Consider the following 16,681-nt stretch of genomic DNA (forward strand, 5'->3'; position numbering starts at 1 on the left):
TATAAAGCGGTAGATGTTTCGGAAGTTGTAAAGTTGTGTTTGCAACTACTTTTTATTATACTTAGAGCTAGAAAAAGTGTTCCGGAATTGAAGGAGGACTCCAGTGTGAATGAAAATACAACAGGATCTGTCGGTCGCTGGGTATCGACCGTACATCGCTATGGATATATGCATCTTAGCAAAATATTTGATGAATATGGGTTAGGGCAAGGACAAGTGAAGTTTTTAATGGTTTTATTCCATCTTGACCAGCAAACACAGGATCAAATGGCTAATACGCTGTCCATTGATAAAACGACAACGGCTAGAGCAGTAAGAAAGCTTGAGGTTGAAGGCTATGTAACGAGAAAGCCTCATGCAAGTGACCGCCGTTCGCATCTCGTTTGTCTTACAGATAAAGCAAAAAAAATGGAACCGTTAATCCGCTCTATTCTTGATGAGTGGACCGCAGCGTTAACCGTTGATTTTACGGATGAGGAAAGAGAAATGACCATTCGACTGCTAAAGAGAATGGCGACGAATGCAATAAAGGCTATCAGGGAAAAGGAAGAGGTGAGGGATGATTGAAACAGCAAAGTAGTCAGCTTGGTGCGGAAAGAATTCCAAAATTAATGGTTCGCTTTTCTGTTCCAGCTTTCATTGGAATGTTTGTCATGGCTTTTTACAATATTGCTGATACCTTTTTCATTGCAAGAGGAGTCGGCACGCTGGCTGTTGCGGCTTTGTCTATTGCGTTTCCATTGCAGCTTATCGTTACCGCTTTTGCGGCTGCCATTGGGATAGGCGGGGCTTCCATAATTTCAAGGCGTCTTGGTGCAGGTAAACTGCATGATGCAAATGAAGTATTTGGTCACGTAATCTGGCTGGTCGGTTTTTTAAGTATTATCATGGCAGCCCTCGCGTTAACCTTTTTAGATCCCATTTTAATTACATTCGGTGCAACTGAAAACGTATTGCCATATGCGCGAGACTATGTATCCATCATTTTATACGGATCTCTCTTTCAAGCATTTATGATGGCCGCAAATAATATTATACGGTCAGAAGGGAATGCGAAAGTGGCCATGCTGACGATGATTGTTTCAGCAGGAATAAATATTATTCTAAATCCCATTTTTATCTTTTGGCTGGATATGGGGGTAAGCGGAGCCGCCATTGCAACGGTTATTTCACAAGCAATAGGAGCTGCGTGGATTTTCTTCTACTTTAAAACAGGGAAAAGCTCTCTAACGTTTAGATGGATTGGGGTAATGCCGAATTGGAAAGTAGTCAAAGAAATTGTAGGAATTGGCTCTTCAACGTTTGTCAGACAGGTAGCTGGAAGCATCATGTTTATTGCGGTCAACTGGATGCTTATCGTCCATGGGGGAGACTATGCCGTCGCAATATTTGGAATTATAAACCGCATTATGATGTTTGCCATCATGCCCATGTTCGGTATTGTTCAAGGAATGCAGCCGATCATCGGTTACAATTTCGGTGCCAAGCTATATCATCGAGTGAGTGATACGTTAAAGCTTGGTATTGTTGTTTCAACCATGTTGGCCATTTTTGTATGGACTGTAGTAATGATTTTCCCTGCAGCAATGATGGCCATTTTTTCAACTGATGCAGCGGTCGTTGATGGAGGAGAGGAAGCCATGCGCTGGATTTTCCTCGCAGCGCCTATTCTCGGATTCCAGATGGTATCAGGCGGTTTGTATCAAGCTTTAGGGAAGGCAAAAATATCTTTTATTCTTTCAATGGCAAGACAGCTGCTGTTTTTAATTCCATTAGTTTTGATTCTGCCGTCATTTTTTGGGCTGGCTGGGGTTTGGATTGCGTTTCCCATTGCGGATCTGCTGGCATTTATGCTTTCTCTGTTCTTTGTCTTGCGAGACCGTTCGACCCTGTTTCAAAAGACTCCGGTTTCCGCAAAGCTAAGAGAAGCGAAGATGAATGGATAGATGAGGAAATTCTTGCCGAGGATAACTTGAATAGCAGGGAAGAGAGGTCGTTACATGATTCATCATATAGAGCTCTATGTATCTAATCTTGAAAAATCTAAAAGCTTTTGGAGCTGGCTGCTGAATGAGCTTAATTACACGGTTTATCAGGAGTGGGATCGGGGAATTAGCTATAAACATGGTGATGTATATATTGTGTTTGTTCCAGTAGAAGACGGTTTTGACGAACCTAATTATCACCGTAAGCGAGTTGGATTAAATCATCTTGCCTTTCATGCACAATCTAAAGAACAAGTAGACAATTTAGCAAAAAGAATGAAGCAAAAAGGAATTCGATTGCTTTATGAAGACCGCTTCCCGTATGCAGGCGGATCAGAACATTACGCATTATTTGCGGAAGACCCAGATCGAATTAAAGTAGAAATTGTAGCATTGGAGTGTTGAATTTCTAACTTATGTAAGATAATTGTCGCCTGAAAGCGAATTGAAGTGTGGGATCGAATGATGATCGAGCACACATCTTGATTATGATGTCACCTTTCCTTCTCTTTTTAGGAGAAACGGTCTGATTAATAAAGGAAAAATCAATGCAGGAATCGACAGAGCGAAGTAAGTGATCGATTGGCACTAGTTGATCAATGGAAACCATTTGACGATTGTGACGGGCGTTTTGAGATTGTCCCATCATGATGGATCGTTCCTTTCTATTTCTTTCTATTGTGTTCCTGATTTGTTCTATTGAATATTCGTAAGGAGGAAGAGAAATAAAGTGCCGGCTCATCCCCGAGACCTCCTCGGAAAAACGATCGAGAGAGACTCCGCAGTGCAGCAATCTTCTACACGAGGAGGCTCGAACGTTTGTCCGCGGATAGCGAAGGAATGGGCCGGCACGGTTTTTAAATTTCAACAGCCTGGCAAAAGCCGCAAACAGTTTATCTGTTTGCGGCTTTTGTATGAATTATTGATCGTAATCACGTTTGAAAAGAACACTGTTTGGTACATCAATGCCTTTCGTTCCCCTTTGATCCGGTTCTCCGGCTTCAGTAGGGTAAAAAATAATAAAGCTTTCTGGATTTGCTTTTGCCAGCTTTCTTGGTACTCTTTCAAGCTGAGGATGCCAAGCAATCGTCCCTTTTCGTGCACTCATTACGATGACTAAGTCATTTTGTTTTAGTGAACCAACAGGCTTTTCATAAAGCTCCTCCCAGGAGTCAAGTCGATGCATGTAGGTTGTTACACTCGGTTTTATGCCAGCAAAGATTTTTTTGTAGCGTCCTGCATTTCCATTCACTACGAGGCATTCAAGGGCGGCATTGAGCTGAACGGCGATCCCTTTTACGATGCGTATTGCGTCGAGAAAACCTGGTTTGTGGCGTGAACCGTTAGGAATGATTAAGACAATTCGATCGGTTGTATTTAGCGGATGGCCGATCTTTGCAATCATGGCCCGCTCACTCGTATGGTCCAGAAAATTATCAATAATTCCCCCGAAAAGTCTTGTTTTTGCTGAACGTTCACCATTCCACCCGGCGATAATGGTTGTAATCCGCTCTTCGGTAACGGCCCGTTCAATCCCGCTTCCAATATTGCGATCTACTTTAATTAGCGAGCGTGCAGGAATGTTTGCACCAGCCGAATAAGCAATTGCTTGTGTGAGCATTTTTTCAGCTGATGCTACTTTTCCTTCAACCGATTTAACATCCTTTTGAACAACGCTCAGCGGATAAATGGGCTCAAGCGACGCCTTTGCCTGTCTTACGATAAAGCTTAATCCAAGTAAATCTTCCGTCGTGCTTGGGTTCGCCAACGGTATTAAAATTCGTTCCGGGCGATCATCAATATCTTGAATTTCGATATCCTCATTTTCTGCTAAACGACGTCCATATTTCTCGGTCAAATAGGGACCAAGCACACAGGTAACAAGAATCATAACAATAAATCCATTTACTGCCGTCTGGTCAAGCAAGCCAAGGTCAAAGCCGACGAGGGTTGCGGCTAAAGTTCCAGCGGCCTGGGGGATGGTTAAGCCGATAATTACACGATTTTCAATCGCGTTATAACCATAGATTCGACTCGTAATAAAACTCGCCAGACCTTTCCCAACAAGCAGGGACACCATGACAAGCAGTGTAAAGATCCACGCTGTAGGATCTGTTAATAAAATGGAGAGGTCCATTAACATCCCAACTGATAATAAGAAGAATGGGATAAACAGTGCGTTTCCAATAAAGCGAATACGGTTCATTAATGGACCATGGTCATAAATATAGCGGTTGAGTGCTAATCCAGATAGAAAGGCGCCTATGATTGGCTGCAGTCCTGCAAGCAGCGCCAGACTTCCTGCAACAAACAAAACCGTCAGCACGAAATTAAACTCAATTTGTCCTTCATTGTTGGAATTCCTGAAAAACCATTTTGCAAGATAAGGAGTTCCTACAAGGACAATGACGGCAAATACAATCGTAGAAATAATGAGCCTGGCCCAAAAACCAATGCTTACATCTCCAACAGCTACACCTGCAACAGCGGCTAAAATCAACATCGCTAAAGAATCTGTCATAAGTGTTCCACCGATTGCAGTGGTGACGGCCTTGTTTTTGGCAACGCCGAGCCGCGAAGCGATTGGATAGGCAAGCAGCGTATGCGATCCAAGAATAGAACCCAGTAAAATAGAGGCAGCCAATCCGAAATCAAGATAGAATCCAACGGCCACACCTAACGCCATTGGAATACTAAAAGACAGGAGTCCAAATGAAATACTGCGGCTGCGATATTTTTTAAACCCATCAATATCTAATTCCAAGCCTGCGATAAAGATAATAAAGAGCAGCCCAACCATTCCAAGCATTTGAATGGTTTCTCCGCGCTCCAGCAAGCCGACCCCGTTTGGACCTATAATAACACCAGCAACTATGGGACCAATAATTCCCGGTAGTCTCAATTTACTCATTATAATAGGTGAAATAAGAAAAATAATGATGGATAAACCGAAAATTAAAACGGGCTCATTGAAAGGTACGGTCATATGGATAGAACACCTGCTTTCTGTCGTAAAATATTTTCCATCATATCCTATCTCAGCAGGCGGAAACGGCTGATCGTATAAGTTTTGGTTATGATTGCGTTTTCTGTCTAGAAAGGAACTAGAAAGAGACACAAATGGCTGATTTAGGCACATAAATCTATGATGAAGGCCCATAAGTTTATAGGTTTTGCACACAAATGATTTTCAAATGCCAAATGAAGCCTTGAAAGCCGCTTTCTTGGGATCGAAACAAAAAATTCACCAAGAAATCATTTCCACGGTGAATTTTTTACTGAACCTATTACTCTCTTAATTCCTGAAGCTCCTTTTCAATCGCAGCCAGCTTTTTCTCGGCTGCCTTTATATCTCCGCCCACTGATTCTAGCTTTTCAAGATCTCCTTGTGTTCGGATATACTCTAGCTTAAGCTCATTGATTCGCTCTTCTGTATAATTTTTCACCATTTATTCCCCCTAATCGTACGTCTACTAGTCATAAGTTTAGCGAAAATAGAGAGGCAATGCAAAAATTGATTGTTCTCTATAACATATATCTGTTTGTTGTGGGTATATGATAAAGAACAGATTTCAGAATATTAAGAGGAATTCAATCTATCAATGTCGAATAAATAGATTCATATTGAAAGGGGGTTCTCCATGCATGTTTAAACCGTATCAATCTACGCACTTTTTTGATGAAATGCTTCAAGAAAACGGTACTACAAGAGCGCATTATCAAGCTTTTCATGACATGATGAACCAATTTACCGAAGAAGAGCTTAGAGAAAAGCATGAAACAGCGCAGTTAAGCTTTTTACGGCAAGGGATTACATTTACTGTCTATAACGATAATGTTGGTACAGAGCGTACGATGCCGTTTGACTTTATACCAATCATTGTTCCGCCGGATGAATGGAGCATGATCGAAAAAGGAATGAAGCAACGTGTTGAGGCACTTAATTTATTTCTTGAAGACATATATAAAGAGCAGGAGATTTTACAGGATGGTGTTGTACCGAGAGAATTGGTCGAACATAATCTACACTATTACCGAAAGCAAGTTGGCGGAATCAATATACCGTTAAACAATCATATATTTTTAGCAGGCATTGATTTGATTCGGGATCAGCAGGGAACGTACCGAGTGCTGGAAGATAATCTTCGCAATCCTTCAGGCATGTCTTACGTATATCAGAACCGTTATGTGATGAGGCAGGTCTACCCAGAGTTTTTTAACAGACAGAGAATCCATTCCTTAGAGCATCAATTATCTAATCTCAATGAAGCTGTTCTTTCTCACTCACCGAAAAGATGTGAAGGAGAGCCAAGGGCTGTGCTTCTCACGCCGGGGATGTATAACTCGGCGTATTATGACCATGTGTTTTTAGCTCAGCAAATGGGAATTGAATTAGTGGAGGGGAGAGACCTACACGTCCGAAATGGCGTTGTTTATATGAAAACAATTCGCGGCATGCAGCGAGTCGATATCATATACCGTCGTGTTGATGATGACTTTTTGGATCCAGAAGTATTCAATTCTGACTCAGCACTTGGTGTTCCAGGCCTGCTTGATGCTTACCGAAAAGGCAACGTGGCCATTTTAAACGGGATTGGAAATGGAGTAGCGGATGATAAGGCGATGTATGCGTATGTACCTGAGATGATTCGCTATTATTTAAATGAAGAACCGATTATTCCAAATGTAGACACCTACTTTCTTCGGGAAGAAGAGCAGCGCAGATGGGTCTTGGAGCATCTGGATCAGCTTGTTATAAAAAATGTAGGTGCTTCGGGAGGATATGACATGCTCATTGGCCCTCATGCATCTGAAGAAGAATTGGCGGTATTTAGAGGGAAAATTGAAGAAAATCCGCACCAATATATAGCGCAGCCAACCATCCAGCTATCCCGTGCACCTGCTTTTCAAGAAGGGCGCTTCTACCCGTGCCATGTTGATCTGCGTGTATTTGTTATGAGAGGGAAGGAAACGAATGTACTGCCAGGGGGATTGTCCCGGGTTGCGCTCAAAGAAGGCTCCCTTGTTGTCAATTCTTCTCAGGGCGGCGGCGGAAAAGATACGTGGGTGCTAAAGAAAGGAGGAGAGCTCTAAATGTTAAGCAGAGTAGCAGATTCCCTATATTGGATGTCACGAAATATTGAGCGGGCTGAAAATAATGCGCGTGTTCTTGGTGTACAGCTGATCCAAATGCTTGAGGCCTCCTCTGGAGAATCATTGGCAAAGTATGATTGGGAACCCGTAATCGAAATTTGCGGTTCACTGCAGGATTTTAACAATCAGTATGATCAATTTAATATGAATAATATCATCCATTATTTAGCGTTTTCCGAGTCTAATAGCAGTTCTATTTTAAGCTGTATAAAAATGGCGAGAGAGAATGCTAGAACCACTCGTGATATTATTCCGACTGATCTTTTCGAAGTATGGAACGATCTATACCTGGAAAGCAATAGCTTGAGAATTCCGGAGGGGTCGCTAAGGGATATTCATGATTTTATACAACGGGTGAAAATTGCTTCTTTAACTTCTCAAGGCGTGATTGAATCCTCTATGTCTCGAGGGGTTCCATACCGTTTTATAAAAATCGGAAAATGGCTTGAACGTGCCGAAAAAACAACACGAATTTTAAATGTATTAAGTGATAAATCAAAAGAAGAGAGCCTCCGTGTCTACGGGGAAAACTATTATTACTGGCGTTCAGCACTCCAGCTGCTAAATGGGTATGATGAGTACTTAAAACAATATCAGCCGCGTATGGATCCTAAAGATGTACTTACTTTTTTAATTGCTGATTCCGATTTCCCGAGATCCATTCAGTACTGCATGGATCATGTGAGGGAAGGACTCATAGCACTTGAAGGGGGGAAGGTGTCTCATTACTCATGGAGGATGTATGCTGCCTTGGATCGTTTAATGGATGAGTTTGATGAAATAAAGCTGCAAGCACTTCCGATTGAAGGGATTAGCAAGTTCCTGGATGACTTTCAGGATCAATGCAATAAAATCGGTCTTGTGTTTTCTGAGACGTATTATCTCATTGAGCCTGCACATGTTCCTTGAAAGAATCATTTTACGAGAAAGATAAAATTTGCTACTGACAATCAGCGAGGACGTGAGAGTTATATGAAATATAAAATTGAACACATAAACACCTTCCATTATGAAACGCTTGTTGACCAGAGTATGAATAATATTCGCCTAAAGCCGAGAACCGATGAGTGCCAGCGACTGATCTCCTATCGTGCTGATATCAGCCCTGTTTCTCTTGCAAAAGAATCTACTGATTTATGGGGAAACTCTGTTGAAACTTTTTTCATTGCTGAAATTCACCAATCCCTTGAAGTGAAGACTACTTCTGTTGTCAGTATCCAAAAAAGTCCTTTTATTGAACAGATTGACTATTCTCCTGAAATGCAATCAATCTTTCATTCAGACCTATTTAGAAGACATTATTTAGCTTCTTTAAATCAAACAGCATATACGTATATTGAACCCTATCAAGTAGAGCATATTGTGCGCGAGATTGGTAATACGGAAAATCCAGTAAAATTCTCAATGGATTTAATGAAGTATATCCACGAGGTATTTTCATATGATCCGAATGCGACAGATGTGAATACGAAAGCAACAGAATCAATCGAAGGGAGAAGGGGCGTATGTCAGGATTACGCCCACGTAATGATTGGTGTCCTTAGAGCCAGAGGAATCCCAGCCAGGTATGTAAGCGGCTATCTCTATGTTGGAGAAAATTCGGCTTTAGTAGGTGACTCGGCTACTCATGCATGGGTTGAAGTCATGGTGCCTGGAATTGGATGGGTTGGTCTCGATCCTACCAATAATGTGGAGTCTCTGGATAATCATATTCGTGTATGTGTTGGACGAGATTATGCGGATGTAAGTCCGCTGCAAGGTGTTTACCGCGGTGGAAAACATACCCTTGATGTAAAAGTAAGTGTAAGTATAATGGATCAATAATAGATAAAAGACGCCCTTTTCGGGGGCGTCTTTTTTAAAACGTGCAGTTTAGAGGAGATACGAAAAACCGATTTAATACAGGGGGATGTTAAGCGAATGCTAACAACATAGTCATTATGATCCGATAATGATAGTGAGTGAGTATACGATAGAAGAAAGGAAATCGTCATGACAGAAATCCGTTTATTAACAGTAGCTGACTTTGAAAAAAGCTTAGCTCTTTCAAGCTATGCATTTCAATATATCCCGGCTGAAGACATGCTGGATGGAATGAAAGAAGCGTTTAATCAACAGGATGTATGGGGAATTTTCGACGGAGAGAAGCTTCACTCTAAGCTGCATCTATTACATTTTCATATAAAAATCGCAGGTGCGGATTTTAAAATGGGTGGAATTGCAGGTGTTGCAACCTATCCTGAATACAGAAGGAATAAAGAAGCGAAAAGCCTTATTGTTCATGCTTTGAAGGAAATGAAAAAGAACGGTGAGACCATTAGTTATCTTCATCCGTTTTCAGTGGATTTTTACCGCCGTATGGGCTGGGAGATTGTATCTGGATATAAAGAAATAAAGATAAGATCAAATGATATGCACTTTATGGAATCGGTGCAAGGAGAAATTAGCAGGCATCGAATCGGGGATCATCTTGAACAAACAAATGCGGTCTACGACCAGTTTCGATTTAAGAGAAGTGGGATGCTTGAACGCACTGATTATTGGTGGAAAAAAACATATGGAGGCCAGGAGGATTCGTTCGCTACCTATAAAGATCCAAGCGGGAAAGCAACGGGTTATTTAACTTATGAAATAGAAAATAAGAGGTTAACAGTGAATGAGTTTGTCGCGCTTAATCAAGAGGCAAGAAAAGGGTTATGGAATTTCATATGCCAGCACGATTCAATGATAGATATGGTCAAAATAAGACTGGATGAGCAAGAGCCGCTGCCGTTCCTTATGAAACAGCCTAAAAGTGAGCAGACAACAACCCCTTATTTTATGGGCAGGGTGGTGGATGTTCAGGCGTTTTTATTACAATATCCCTTCCAAGGAGATGCATCAGGTTTGACCTTTAAGGTGCAGGACGAGCTGGCTCCTTGGAATAATGGAATATTTAAGATTCTTCAAAATGGAAGTGTTGAAAAACTGGAAGATTCGTTTGTTTCAGAAGAGATTATTTCGGTTGGGATCCAGCATTTTTCTTCCATGATGGTTGGATATATACATCCGAGGACATTGCATGAAATAGAACTGCTGCATGCAAACCCAGAAGCCGTGGATCAATTAGAAAAACGATTACCAGCCGGGGGGACAGCATTTTTTGACTTCTTTTAACGGTATAAGGAATGACTTATGAAGCGCTCACGTTGAACATAATTGGAATTTTTTAATGAGGAGAGAAACATATGCAAATGCGCACCGCGTTCGTTATAGGTGCTACAGGCTTAGTAGGACAGCAGGTAGTAAAAGAGCTGTGTGAAAGAGTGGAATACGCATCGATTATTGTTGTCACAAGAAGGGCCTTTGAGTTTAATCATCCCAAAATTCAAGTGCGACAAATCGATTTTGATTATCTGGAAGGCGCACATATCGGTCTCGTTGATGATGTGTTTTGCTGTTTAGGAACCACGATGAAAAAGGCGAAATCCAAAGAAGGATTTCGTCTGGTTGACCTTGACTATCCGCTTCAGTTCGCTTCTATTGCAAAGAAAAATAATGTGAGGCAGTTTCTTGTTGTATCAGCTATGGGAGCAGATCCGTCCTCACCCATCTTTTATAATCGAATCAAAGGATTGATGGAAGAACAGTTAAAGGAGATTGAGCTCCCACGTCTCCAAATTTTTCGCCCGTCCATTTTACTTGGGGATCGCAAGGAGTTTCGTTTAGGCGAAACGATCGGAGGAAAGATCGCAAGTGCAATTGGCTGGGCCATGGTAGGGCCTTTAAAATCCTATCGTGCCATTCGAGCGGAGCAGGTGGCACTTGCAATGGTAGAAAAAGCATTAGCACCAGCCAAGCGCCCAGTAGTTATCCACACGTCTGCTGACATCGAAAAAGTCGAGCGTCCAGTAAAAGAAGTATTAAAAAAAGAGATGAGCAGGGAAGATTTCTTTAAGAATAATCAAAAGGATTGAGTAATGAACGGATCAATGAACAACTGGGATGTAAATCTCGGTTGTTTTTGTTTATCGAAATGCTATGTTAAAGATCATTGTTGATTTTTGCACGATGTTGATGAGCGGATACGTGAGACTTCTGCGGGTAAGCGAGTCAAGGGGAGCCCCATAGAGGCGCGAAGCGAACGCCTGAAGCGGAAATCAACAGGCAAGTTTAATAGAGGCTATCGAATAAATGGAATACGTGCAGTTAAAAAATTGTAAAAGAGTGATAATCTATCAATATAAGATAAAAGAACTCATTTTTTATAAAAATAGATAAAGACCAGACCTTCTAAGCAGAAATGCGGCAGGGTGAGAAATATTGACTCCAACTCATGTATGTAGTCATTTGAAATAATCATCAAGTTGAACAATCTATACGCAACAATTGTGTTTGAAAGCGTAATCATTATGCTCTTTCAACTGTTAAAATAAGAAGTAAGCAAGGGGGAAACGACCTATGTATTTAGATGAACGAAGCAATTTAATACTAAAGGGAGTTTTGAATAATCCTGAAATCTCCAATAAAGAGCTAGAAAACAAATATCATTTGTCTAGAAGACAGATTAGCTACAGCTTTACGAAAATAAATGACTGGCTAGCTGACAATAATTACCCTCTTATTAAGAGGACCAATGGAGGGAAATTTATTGTTAGTCCGCTATTAATTGATTTGTTTGCAGAAAAAATTGATGGGGCTGTCACTGCCAACTACATTCCTTCTGAAAAAGAACGGGCAGAGCTTATCATTTTGATGCTGCTGAGCAGTGAGGAAGAATTGTCCCTCGTTCATTTTTCAAGTGCATTGGAGGTTAGTAAAAATACGATTCTTCGCGATATGAAATTCGCCCATTCGATCGTCAGCACGTATCAGCTGGAAATTGTGTATTCCAGAATTCACGGCTATGACATTGTGGGGAATGAATGGAATAAAAGAAGGCTATTGGTAGAAGTCCTGCGTAAAATTTTTGATATTTATCAGGGTGAAGCCTATATTCAAAGGCTGGCGCGAATATCAACTGCTGATATCAAAAAACTAAAGCGACAGATGGAAGATGTAGAAACTAGACTGCATCTCAAGTTTATCGATGAAAGAATCAGAATTTTGCCATATATCATGGCGGCACTATTAAAAAGAATTAAGAAAGGCAACCTGATTACAGACTCCTATCATATTGATTACGAAGCATTATCGGATACAAAGGAGTATGAAGCCGCTGAGATTCTTATTCAGGATATAAAAAACATTCCTAAAGAAGAGCGTTTATTTATTACACTTCAGCTTCTCACTTCAAATGTATTTTCATCACAATTTTTAACGGATCGAGAACTGCCGCAATTGAAAAAAGCATTAGAGGAAAGCTTGGATCTGTTTGAGAAAAAAGCATTGATTTTGTTTAAAGAAAGAAAATCATTGCTTGAAAAGCTGGTGCTGCATATGAAACCGGCCTATTACAGAATCAAGTATTCGTTGACAACAAATTATACAGTTCTTGAAAAAGTAAGCGAGGAATTTGAAGCCATCCATTATATTGTAAAGGATTCGATCAAACCTTTTGAAGAATATATCGGATGTGAAATACCTGAAAGTGAAATAAAGTTTATCACTATTTTTATAGGCGGCCATTTAATCAATAGCGGGGAAACCATTCAACTGAAAAAAAGAGCTGCTGTTGTTTGTCCGAATGGTGTTTCGATCTCTAGATTGATGGAAAACACACTGCGGGATTTGTTTCCGGAGTTTTACTTCTACCAAGCATTTTCGATCCGAGAGTTTGAACAGTTAAAGCTGGACTTTGACATTGTTTTCTCTCCAGTCCCAGTGCAGACAGATAAACATCTATTTATCGTTGATCAATTTATTTCTGATTTTGAAAAAATGCAATTGAGACAACGTGTCATGCAAGGGATATTTGGATTAAATTCTTCGGTTGTAAATATTGAACAACTGATGAATGTCATTGAAAAACACGCGAAGATAGAAGAAAAGCAGGCGCTGGCAAAATCATTGCAGGATTATTTTTCATTCCAGGTATCAAGTGAAGTAAAGAATAAAAAAGATTTCATTTTATCAGATTTAATCACGCCGGAGACCATTATTCTTAAAGACCGTGTAAAAAATTGGCAGAATGCTATTAACATTGCTGCTGAACCGCTTTTAAAAAAAGGTGTTATTACTGAAAATTATGTAGCAGCGATGCATCGTCAGCATCCTGAAATGGCACCACATATGGTTCTGCGTATGAATATAGCGATTCCTCATGCAGGCCCAGAGGACGGAGTCAATGAAGTAGGGATGAGCCTACTTAAAATAAAAGAGGGTCTTCCATTTAATGAGGATCAAAAAGTGCATTTTATCGTTGTGATCGCAGCGGTTGATAAAAGTCGGCACTTGAATGCTTTGCTTCAGCTAATGAAATTCTCTGATATGAATGAGGTATTAAACAAAATTATTCATATGGGTGACACAAAGGAAATCTGTGGTGTGATTCAATCGCATTCCAAATAATTACGCTAAACGAATAAGAGCGGAGGAACAAGAATGCCACTAAATCAGTTTTTAAAAGATGAGCTGATCATGCTGAACGTTCATTGTGAAAGCTATGGACAAGTTTTGAAGTGATGTATAAAGAAGCTTACGCACGCGGGTATGTGAGCGAATTCTTTTTTGAAAAAATAAAAGAGAGGGAAGCAGCCTTTCCTACTGGATTGAATATGGCAAGCATGAATGTCGCGATTCCTCATACAGATGCAGAATATGTCTATAAACAATTTATTGGGGTCATCACGCTCGAAAAACCTGTGTTATTTTCTCTGATGGATGATGCCGCACAAAAAGTGGAGGTAAGTATCGTGTTCATGCTGGGGTTGAATCAGCCTCACAGTCAATTAACCGTTTTACAAAAATTAATGCAGGTTCTTCAAAACCAAGAGAGTCTTGAGCACATGTCAAAAGCAAAAACCAGTGAAGACATTCATTCTATTTTTAATCAAGCAGCAGCCATCTAAAAAAGGGAGGAAGATCATGATGAAAAAGACCATTCTTGTAGCCTGCGGTGCAGGTATTGCCACATCAACCGTCGTATGTGAGAGAGTAGAGAATTTAGTGAAGGAAAATGGAGTACAGGCAGAGGTTTTTCAATGCAAAATTACGGAAATCTCCTCACTTCAAGACCGTGCCGATCTAATCGTGTCCACTACGATTCTACCAACAACTTATCACATTCCAGCTTTAAGAGCGACTCCATATATAACAGGAATCGGGATGGAAGAGCTGGATCAAAAAATTCTTGATCATCTCAAAGGGAAATATGCCTTAGGAATTAAGTAGCTTTTATATCTATATATAATAAATAGGTATTTATTCCTACTATAAGTAATGTTATCGGGGGACACACATAGTTGCAGAATCAAAAAAGACTCAGAAAATGTTGATAATCTCTGCAGTCAAAAGGAGGTCGATCCTATGAAAGCGGCAGTTTTACATTCAGAAAATCATTTTATTTATGAAGAAATTGACATCGCTCCGTGTCAGGATGATGAAGTGAAAATAAAAGTAATAGCAACAGGAATTTGCGGTTCAGACACGCACAAAATGACGGGCAAATGGAAGTACCCGCTGCCTGCGGTAATGGGCCATGAGTTCTCTGGTTACATTGTCGAGAAAGGGAAAAATGTGACCAATGCAGCAATTGGTGATCGGGTTGTCGCGATTCCTTTCCTTCCATGCAACGACTGTGAATATTGTAAGCGTGGTCAATTTTCGCTTTGTGAAGATCACGGAATGGTTGGTTCAAAGTCTTTTGGGGGTTTTGCGGAGTATGTGAATATTGAATCCTCCAATGTCCTGCCAATTGGTGATATGGAGTTTGAAGAAGCAGCAATGATTGAACCGCTTGCGGTTGCGCTGCACGGCGTATTAAATATACATCCCCGTGTTGGAGATGTAGCGGCAGTATTTGGCGTCGGTACAATCGGGATGTTAACCATTCAGTGGTTGAAAATTGCTGGAGCAAAAGAAATAATCGCAATCGATCTATCAGATGAAAAACTCGCAGATGCACGAGCAATGGGCTGTGAAAGGACAATTAATCCGCTTAATGAGGATTTACTCGAAAAGATCAATGAATATACAAATGGGATGGGAGTAGACATTGCTTTTGAATGTGCAGGATCTAAAATTACGCAAGAGCAATGCCTGTTGATTACACGTAAGCAAGGAAAAATAGGTTATTTAGGAATTGCTTATTCGGACGTACATCTATCAGAAAAGGCTTTTGAAAATATTTTCAGAAGAGAACTAACGTTAAAAGGATTTTGGAACTCCTATTCTGCACCGTTTCCAGGGGAAGAATGGACCAAAAGCATTGAATTTATTAAGAATGGCCGAATCAAGCTAAAGGAACTAATTTCTCATCGATTCAAGCTGGAAGACACACAGAAAGCGTTTGACATGATGATCAATCGTGAAGAAAAGTATGGAAAAGTATTAATACTACCGAATGAGGAGTGAATAAGATGAAAGCAGTTATGAAAGCAGCGCCTGGTCATGACAATATGTCATTGCAAACAATGGAAGAACCGGAAGTACAAGGTGATCACGTTAAAATAAAGGTTGCTTTTACCGGTATTTGCGGAACGGATATTCATACATTCACAGGTGAGTATAGAAACGCAAAAACCCCTGTTGTGCTTGGGCATGAGTTTTCTGGAGTGGTGACAGAAGTAGGAGAACATGTGAAGAATGTTAAGGTCGGAGATAGAGTGACGAGTGAAACAACCTTTACAACATGCGGTGAATGTGAATATTGCATGGAAAAGGACTATAATCTCTGTTCAAACCGCAAAGGAATTGGGACACAGGTGAATGGGAGCATGGCAGAATATGTGGTGTCCCGTGAAGAAAGTGTACACGTCCTGTCAGATAAAATCAGCCTTAAAGCAGCTGCCTTAACAGAACCGCTTGCTTGCTGTGTTCATGCAGGATTGGAAAAAACAACAATTAATAAAGATGACAAGGTCCTTATCTTTGGCCCGGGTCCTATTGGATTGCTGCAATGTCAGGTTGCAAAGGCTCAAGGCGCATTTGTGATTTTGGCAGGGATTACAAAGGATAGGGAACGTTTAGAATTAGCCAAATCTATCGGAGCAGATGTGATTGTCGATGTATTGCAGGAAGATCTGCAAGAGGTTGTATTGAAGCATACAAACGGATATGGTGTTGATAAAGTATTTGAATGCTCAGGTGCAGTCCCGGCTCTTAACCAGGGATTGCCGCTCGTTAAGAAAAAAGGAACATTTGTACAAGTGGGTATTTTTGCAAATAAAATGAATCCTTTAGATCAAGAATCCATCATCCAGAGAGAGATTAACTATATCGGCACACGTTCTCAAAAACCAAGCTCATGGCATACAGCATTGAAGCTATTAGAAGATCAGAAAATCGATATAGATAAAATGATTACAAAGGTTGTGCCATTAGAAGACTGGCGTCAGGGCTTTGAGGCCGTAATGGCTGGAAATGAGATTAAGGTTATTATAGAATCATAAAAAACGATTATT

General features: G+C 40.5%; 15 protein-coding genes. 13 read left to right on the plus strand and 2 right to left on the minus strand.

The annotated features are described in order from the left end of the window. Positions 1-105: 105 nt before the first annotated feature. The 3 genes from KP78_RS05115 to KP78_RS05125 are packed head-to-tail and all read left to right on the plus strand — an operon-like array spanning position 106 to position 2,390. Positions 106-567 (plus strand): MarR family winged helix-turn-helix transcriptional regulator, encoded by a 462-nt coding sequence (locus KP78_RS05115; RefSeq protein ID WP_041086857.1) that lies wholly within the window; start codon positions 106-108, stop codon positions 565-567. Then, positions 564-1,946 carry an MATE family efflux transporter gene (locus tag KP78_RS05120; protein ID WP_041086859.1) on the plus strand — a complete coding sequence of 461 codons (1,383 nt, stop codon included), beginning with the start codon at positions 564-566 and terminating at the stop codon, positions 1,944-1,946. The genes KP78_RS05115 and KP78_RS05120 overlap by 4 nt, the downstream gene beginning before the upstream one ends. A 54-nt stretch (positions 1,947-2,000) precedes the next feature. Then, on the plus strand, positions 2,001-2,390 hold the full coding sequence (locus tag KP78_RS05125) for a VOC family protein (RefSeq protein WP_041086861.1): 390 nt from the start codon (positions 2,001-2,003) through the stop codon (positions 2,388-2,390). A gap of 514 nt (positions 2,391-2,904) precedes the next feature. On the opposite strand, the gene KP78_RS05135 is transcribed toward KP78_RS05125, so the two are convergent. Beyond that, positions 2,905-4,971: a cation:proton antiporter gene (locus KP78_RS05135; protein ID WP_041086864.1), complete on the minus strand. Its 2,067-nt coding sequence runs from the start codon at positions 4,969-4,971 to the stop codon at positions 2,905-2,907. A gap of 301 nt (positions 4,972-5,272) precedes the next feature. After that, the gene (locus KP78_RS20275; protein WP_162835566.1) at positions 5,273-5,431 is read right to left on the minus strand and encodes an SE1832 family protein; all 159 of its coding nucleotides are present in this window, start codon (positions 5,429-5,431) and stop codon (positions 5,273-5,275) included. 199 nt (positions 5,432-5,630) lie between these two features. Here KP78_RS20275 and KP78_RS05140 point away from each other — a divergent pair, with 199 nt between their 5' ends. From KP78_RS05140 to KP78_RS05185, 10 genes are all read left to right on the plus strand, one after another. After that, positions 5,631-7,079, plus strand: a complete 1,449-nt coding sequence (locus tag KP78_RS05140; protein WP_041086866.1) for a circularly permuted type 2 ATP-grasp protein — start codon at positions 5,631-5,633, stop codon at positions 7,077-7,079. Next, the gene (locus KP78_RS05145; RefSeq protein ID WP_041086867.1) at positions 7,080-8,048 is read left to right on the plus strand and encodes an alpha-E domain-containing protein; all 969 of its coding nucleotides are present in this window, start codon (positions 7,080-7,082) and stop codon (positions 8,046-8,048) included. 63 nt (positions 8,049-8,111) lie between these two features. Next, the gene (locus tag KP78_RS05150; RefSeq protein WP_041086869.1) at positions 8,112-8,963 is read left to right on the plus strand and encodes a transglutaminase family protein; all 852 of its coding nucleotides are present in this window, start codon (positions 8,112-8,114) and stop codon (positions 8,961-8,963) included. 168 nt (positions 8,964-9,131) lie between these two features. Beyond that, positions 9,132-10,295 (plus strand): GNAT family N-acetyltransferase, encoded by a 1,164-nt coding sequence (locus KP78_RS05155; protein WP_041086871.1) that lies wholly within the window; start codon positions 9,132-9,134, stop codon positions 10,293-10,295. A 71-nt stretch (positions 10,296-10,366) separates the two neighbouring features. Then, a complete protein-coding gene (locus tag KP78_RS05160) occupies positions 10,367-11,095 on the plus strand; it encodes an NAD(P)H-binding protein (protein ID WP_052474608.1) in 729 nt (242 codons plus the stop codon). 484 nt (positions 11,096-11,579) lie between these two features. Continuing rightward, entirely contained in the window at positions 11,580-13,628 is a 2,049-nt protein-coding gene (locus KP78_RS05165; protein WP_041086873.1) for a BglG family transcription antiterminator, read from the plus strand. Between the two features lie 143 nt (positions 13,629-13,771). After that, the gene (locus KP78_RS05170) at positions 13,772-14,128 is read left to right on the plus strand and encodes a PTS sugar transporter subunit IIA (protein ID WP_235420840.1); all 357 of its coding nucleotides are present in this window, start codon (positions 13,772-13,774) and stop codon (positions 14,126-14,128) included. Between the two features lie 16 nt (positions 14,129-14,144). Beyond that, positions 14,145-14,450 (plus strand): PTS sugar transporter subunit IIB, encoded by a 306-nt coding sequence (locus KP78_RS05175; protein WP_106388532.1) that lies wholly within the window; start codon positions 14,145-14,147, stop codon positions 14,448-14,450. Between the two features lie 135 nt (positions 14,451-14,585). After that, positions 14,586-15,632 (plus strand): galactitol-1-phosphate 5-dehydrogenase, encoded by a 1,047-nt coding sequence (locus tag KP78_RS05180; RefSeq protein WP_041086875.1) that lies wholly within the window; start codon positions 14,586-14,588, stop codon positions 15,630-15,632. A gap of 5 nt (positions 15,633-15,637) precedes the next feature. Beyond that, positions 15,638-16,669, plus strand: a complete 1,032-nt coding sequence (locus tag KP78_RS05185; protein WP_041086877.1) for a zinc-binding dehydrogenase — start codon at positions 15,638-15,640, stop codon at positions 16,667-16,669. Positions 16,670-16,681 lie beyond the last annotated feature (12 nt).

It is taken from the genome of Jeotgalibacillus soli (genome assembly GCF_000829435.1).
Classification (GTDB): Bacteria; Bacillota; Bacilli; order Bacillales; family Jeotgalibacillaceae; genus Jeotgalibacillus; species Jeotgalibacillus soli.

Coding starts and splice junctions, on each gene's coding strand:
- KP78_RS05185 (WP_041086877.1), top strand. CDS start 15,638: ATGAAAGCAGTTATGAAAGCAGCGCCTGGTCATGACAATATGTCATTG.
- KP78_RS05140 (WP_041086866.1), top strand. CDS start 5,631: ATGTTTAAACCGTATCAATCTACGCACTTTTTTGATGAAATGCTTCAA.
- KP78_RS05160 (WP_052474608.1), top strand. CDS start 10,367: ATGCAAATGCGCACCGCGTTCGTTATAGGTGCTACAGGCTTAGTAGGA.
- KP78_RS05180 (WP_041086875.1), top strand. CDS start 14,586: ATGAAAGCGGCAGTTTTACATTCAGAAAATCATTTTATTTATGAAGAA.
- KP78_RS05150 (WP_041086869.1), top strand. CDS start 8,112: ATGAAATATAAAATTGAACACATAAACACCTTCCATTATGAAACGCTT.
- KP78_RS05135 (WP_041086864.1), bottom strand. CDS start 4,971: ATGACCGTACCTTTCAATGAGCCCGTTTTAATTTTCGGTTTATCCATC.
- KP78_RS05125 (WP_041086861.1), top strand. CDS start 2,001: ATGATTCATCATATAGAGCTCTATGTATCTAATCTTGAAAAATCTAAA.
- KP78_RS05155 (WP_041086871.1), top strand. CDS start 9,132: ATGACAGAAATCCGTTTATTAACAGTAGCTGACTTTGAAAAAAGCTTA.
- KP78_RS05175 (WP_106388532.1), top strand. CDS start 14,145: ATGATGAAAAAGACCATTCTTGTAGCCTGCGGTGCAGGTATTGCCACA.
- KP78_RS05145 (WP_041086867.1), top strand. CDS start 7,080: ATGTTAAGCAGAGTAGCAGATTCCCTATATTGGATGTCACGAAATATT.
- KP78_RS05165 (WP_041086873.1), top strand. CDS start 11,580: ATGTATTTAGATGAACGAAGCAATTTAATACTAAAGGGAGTTTTGAAT.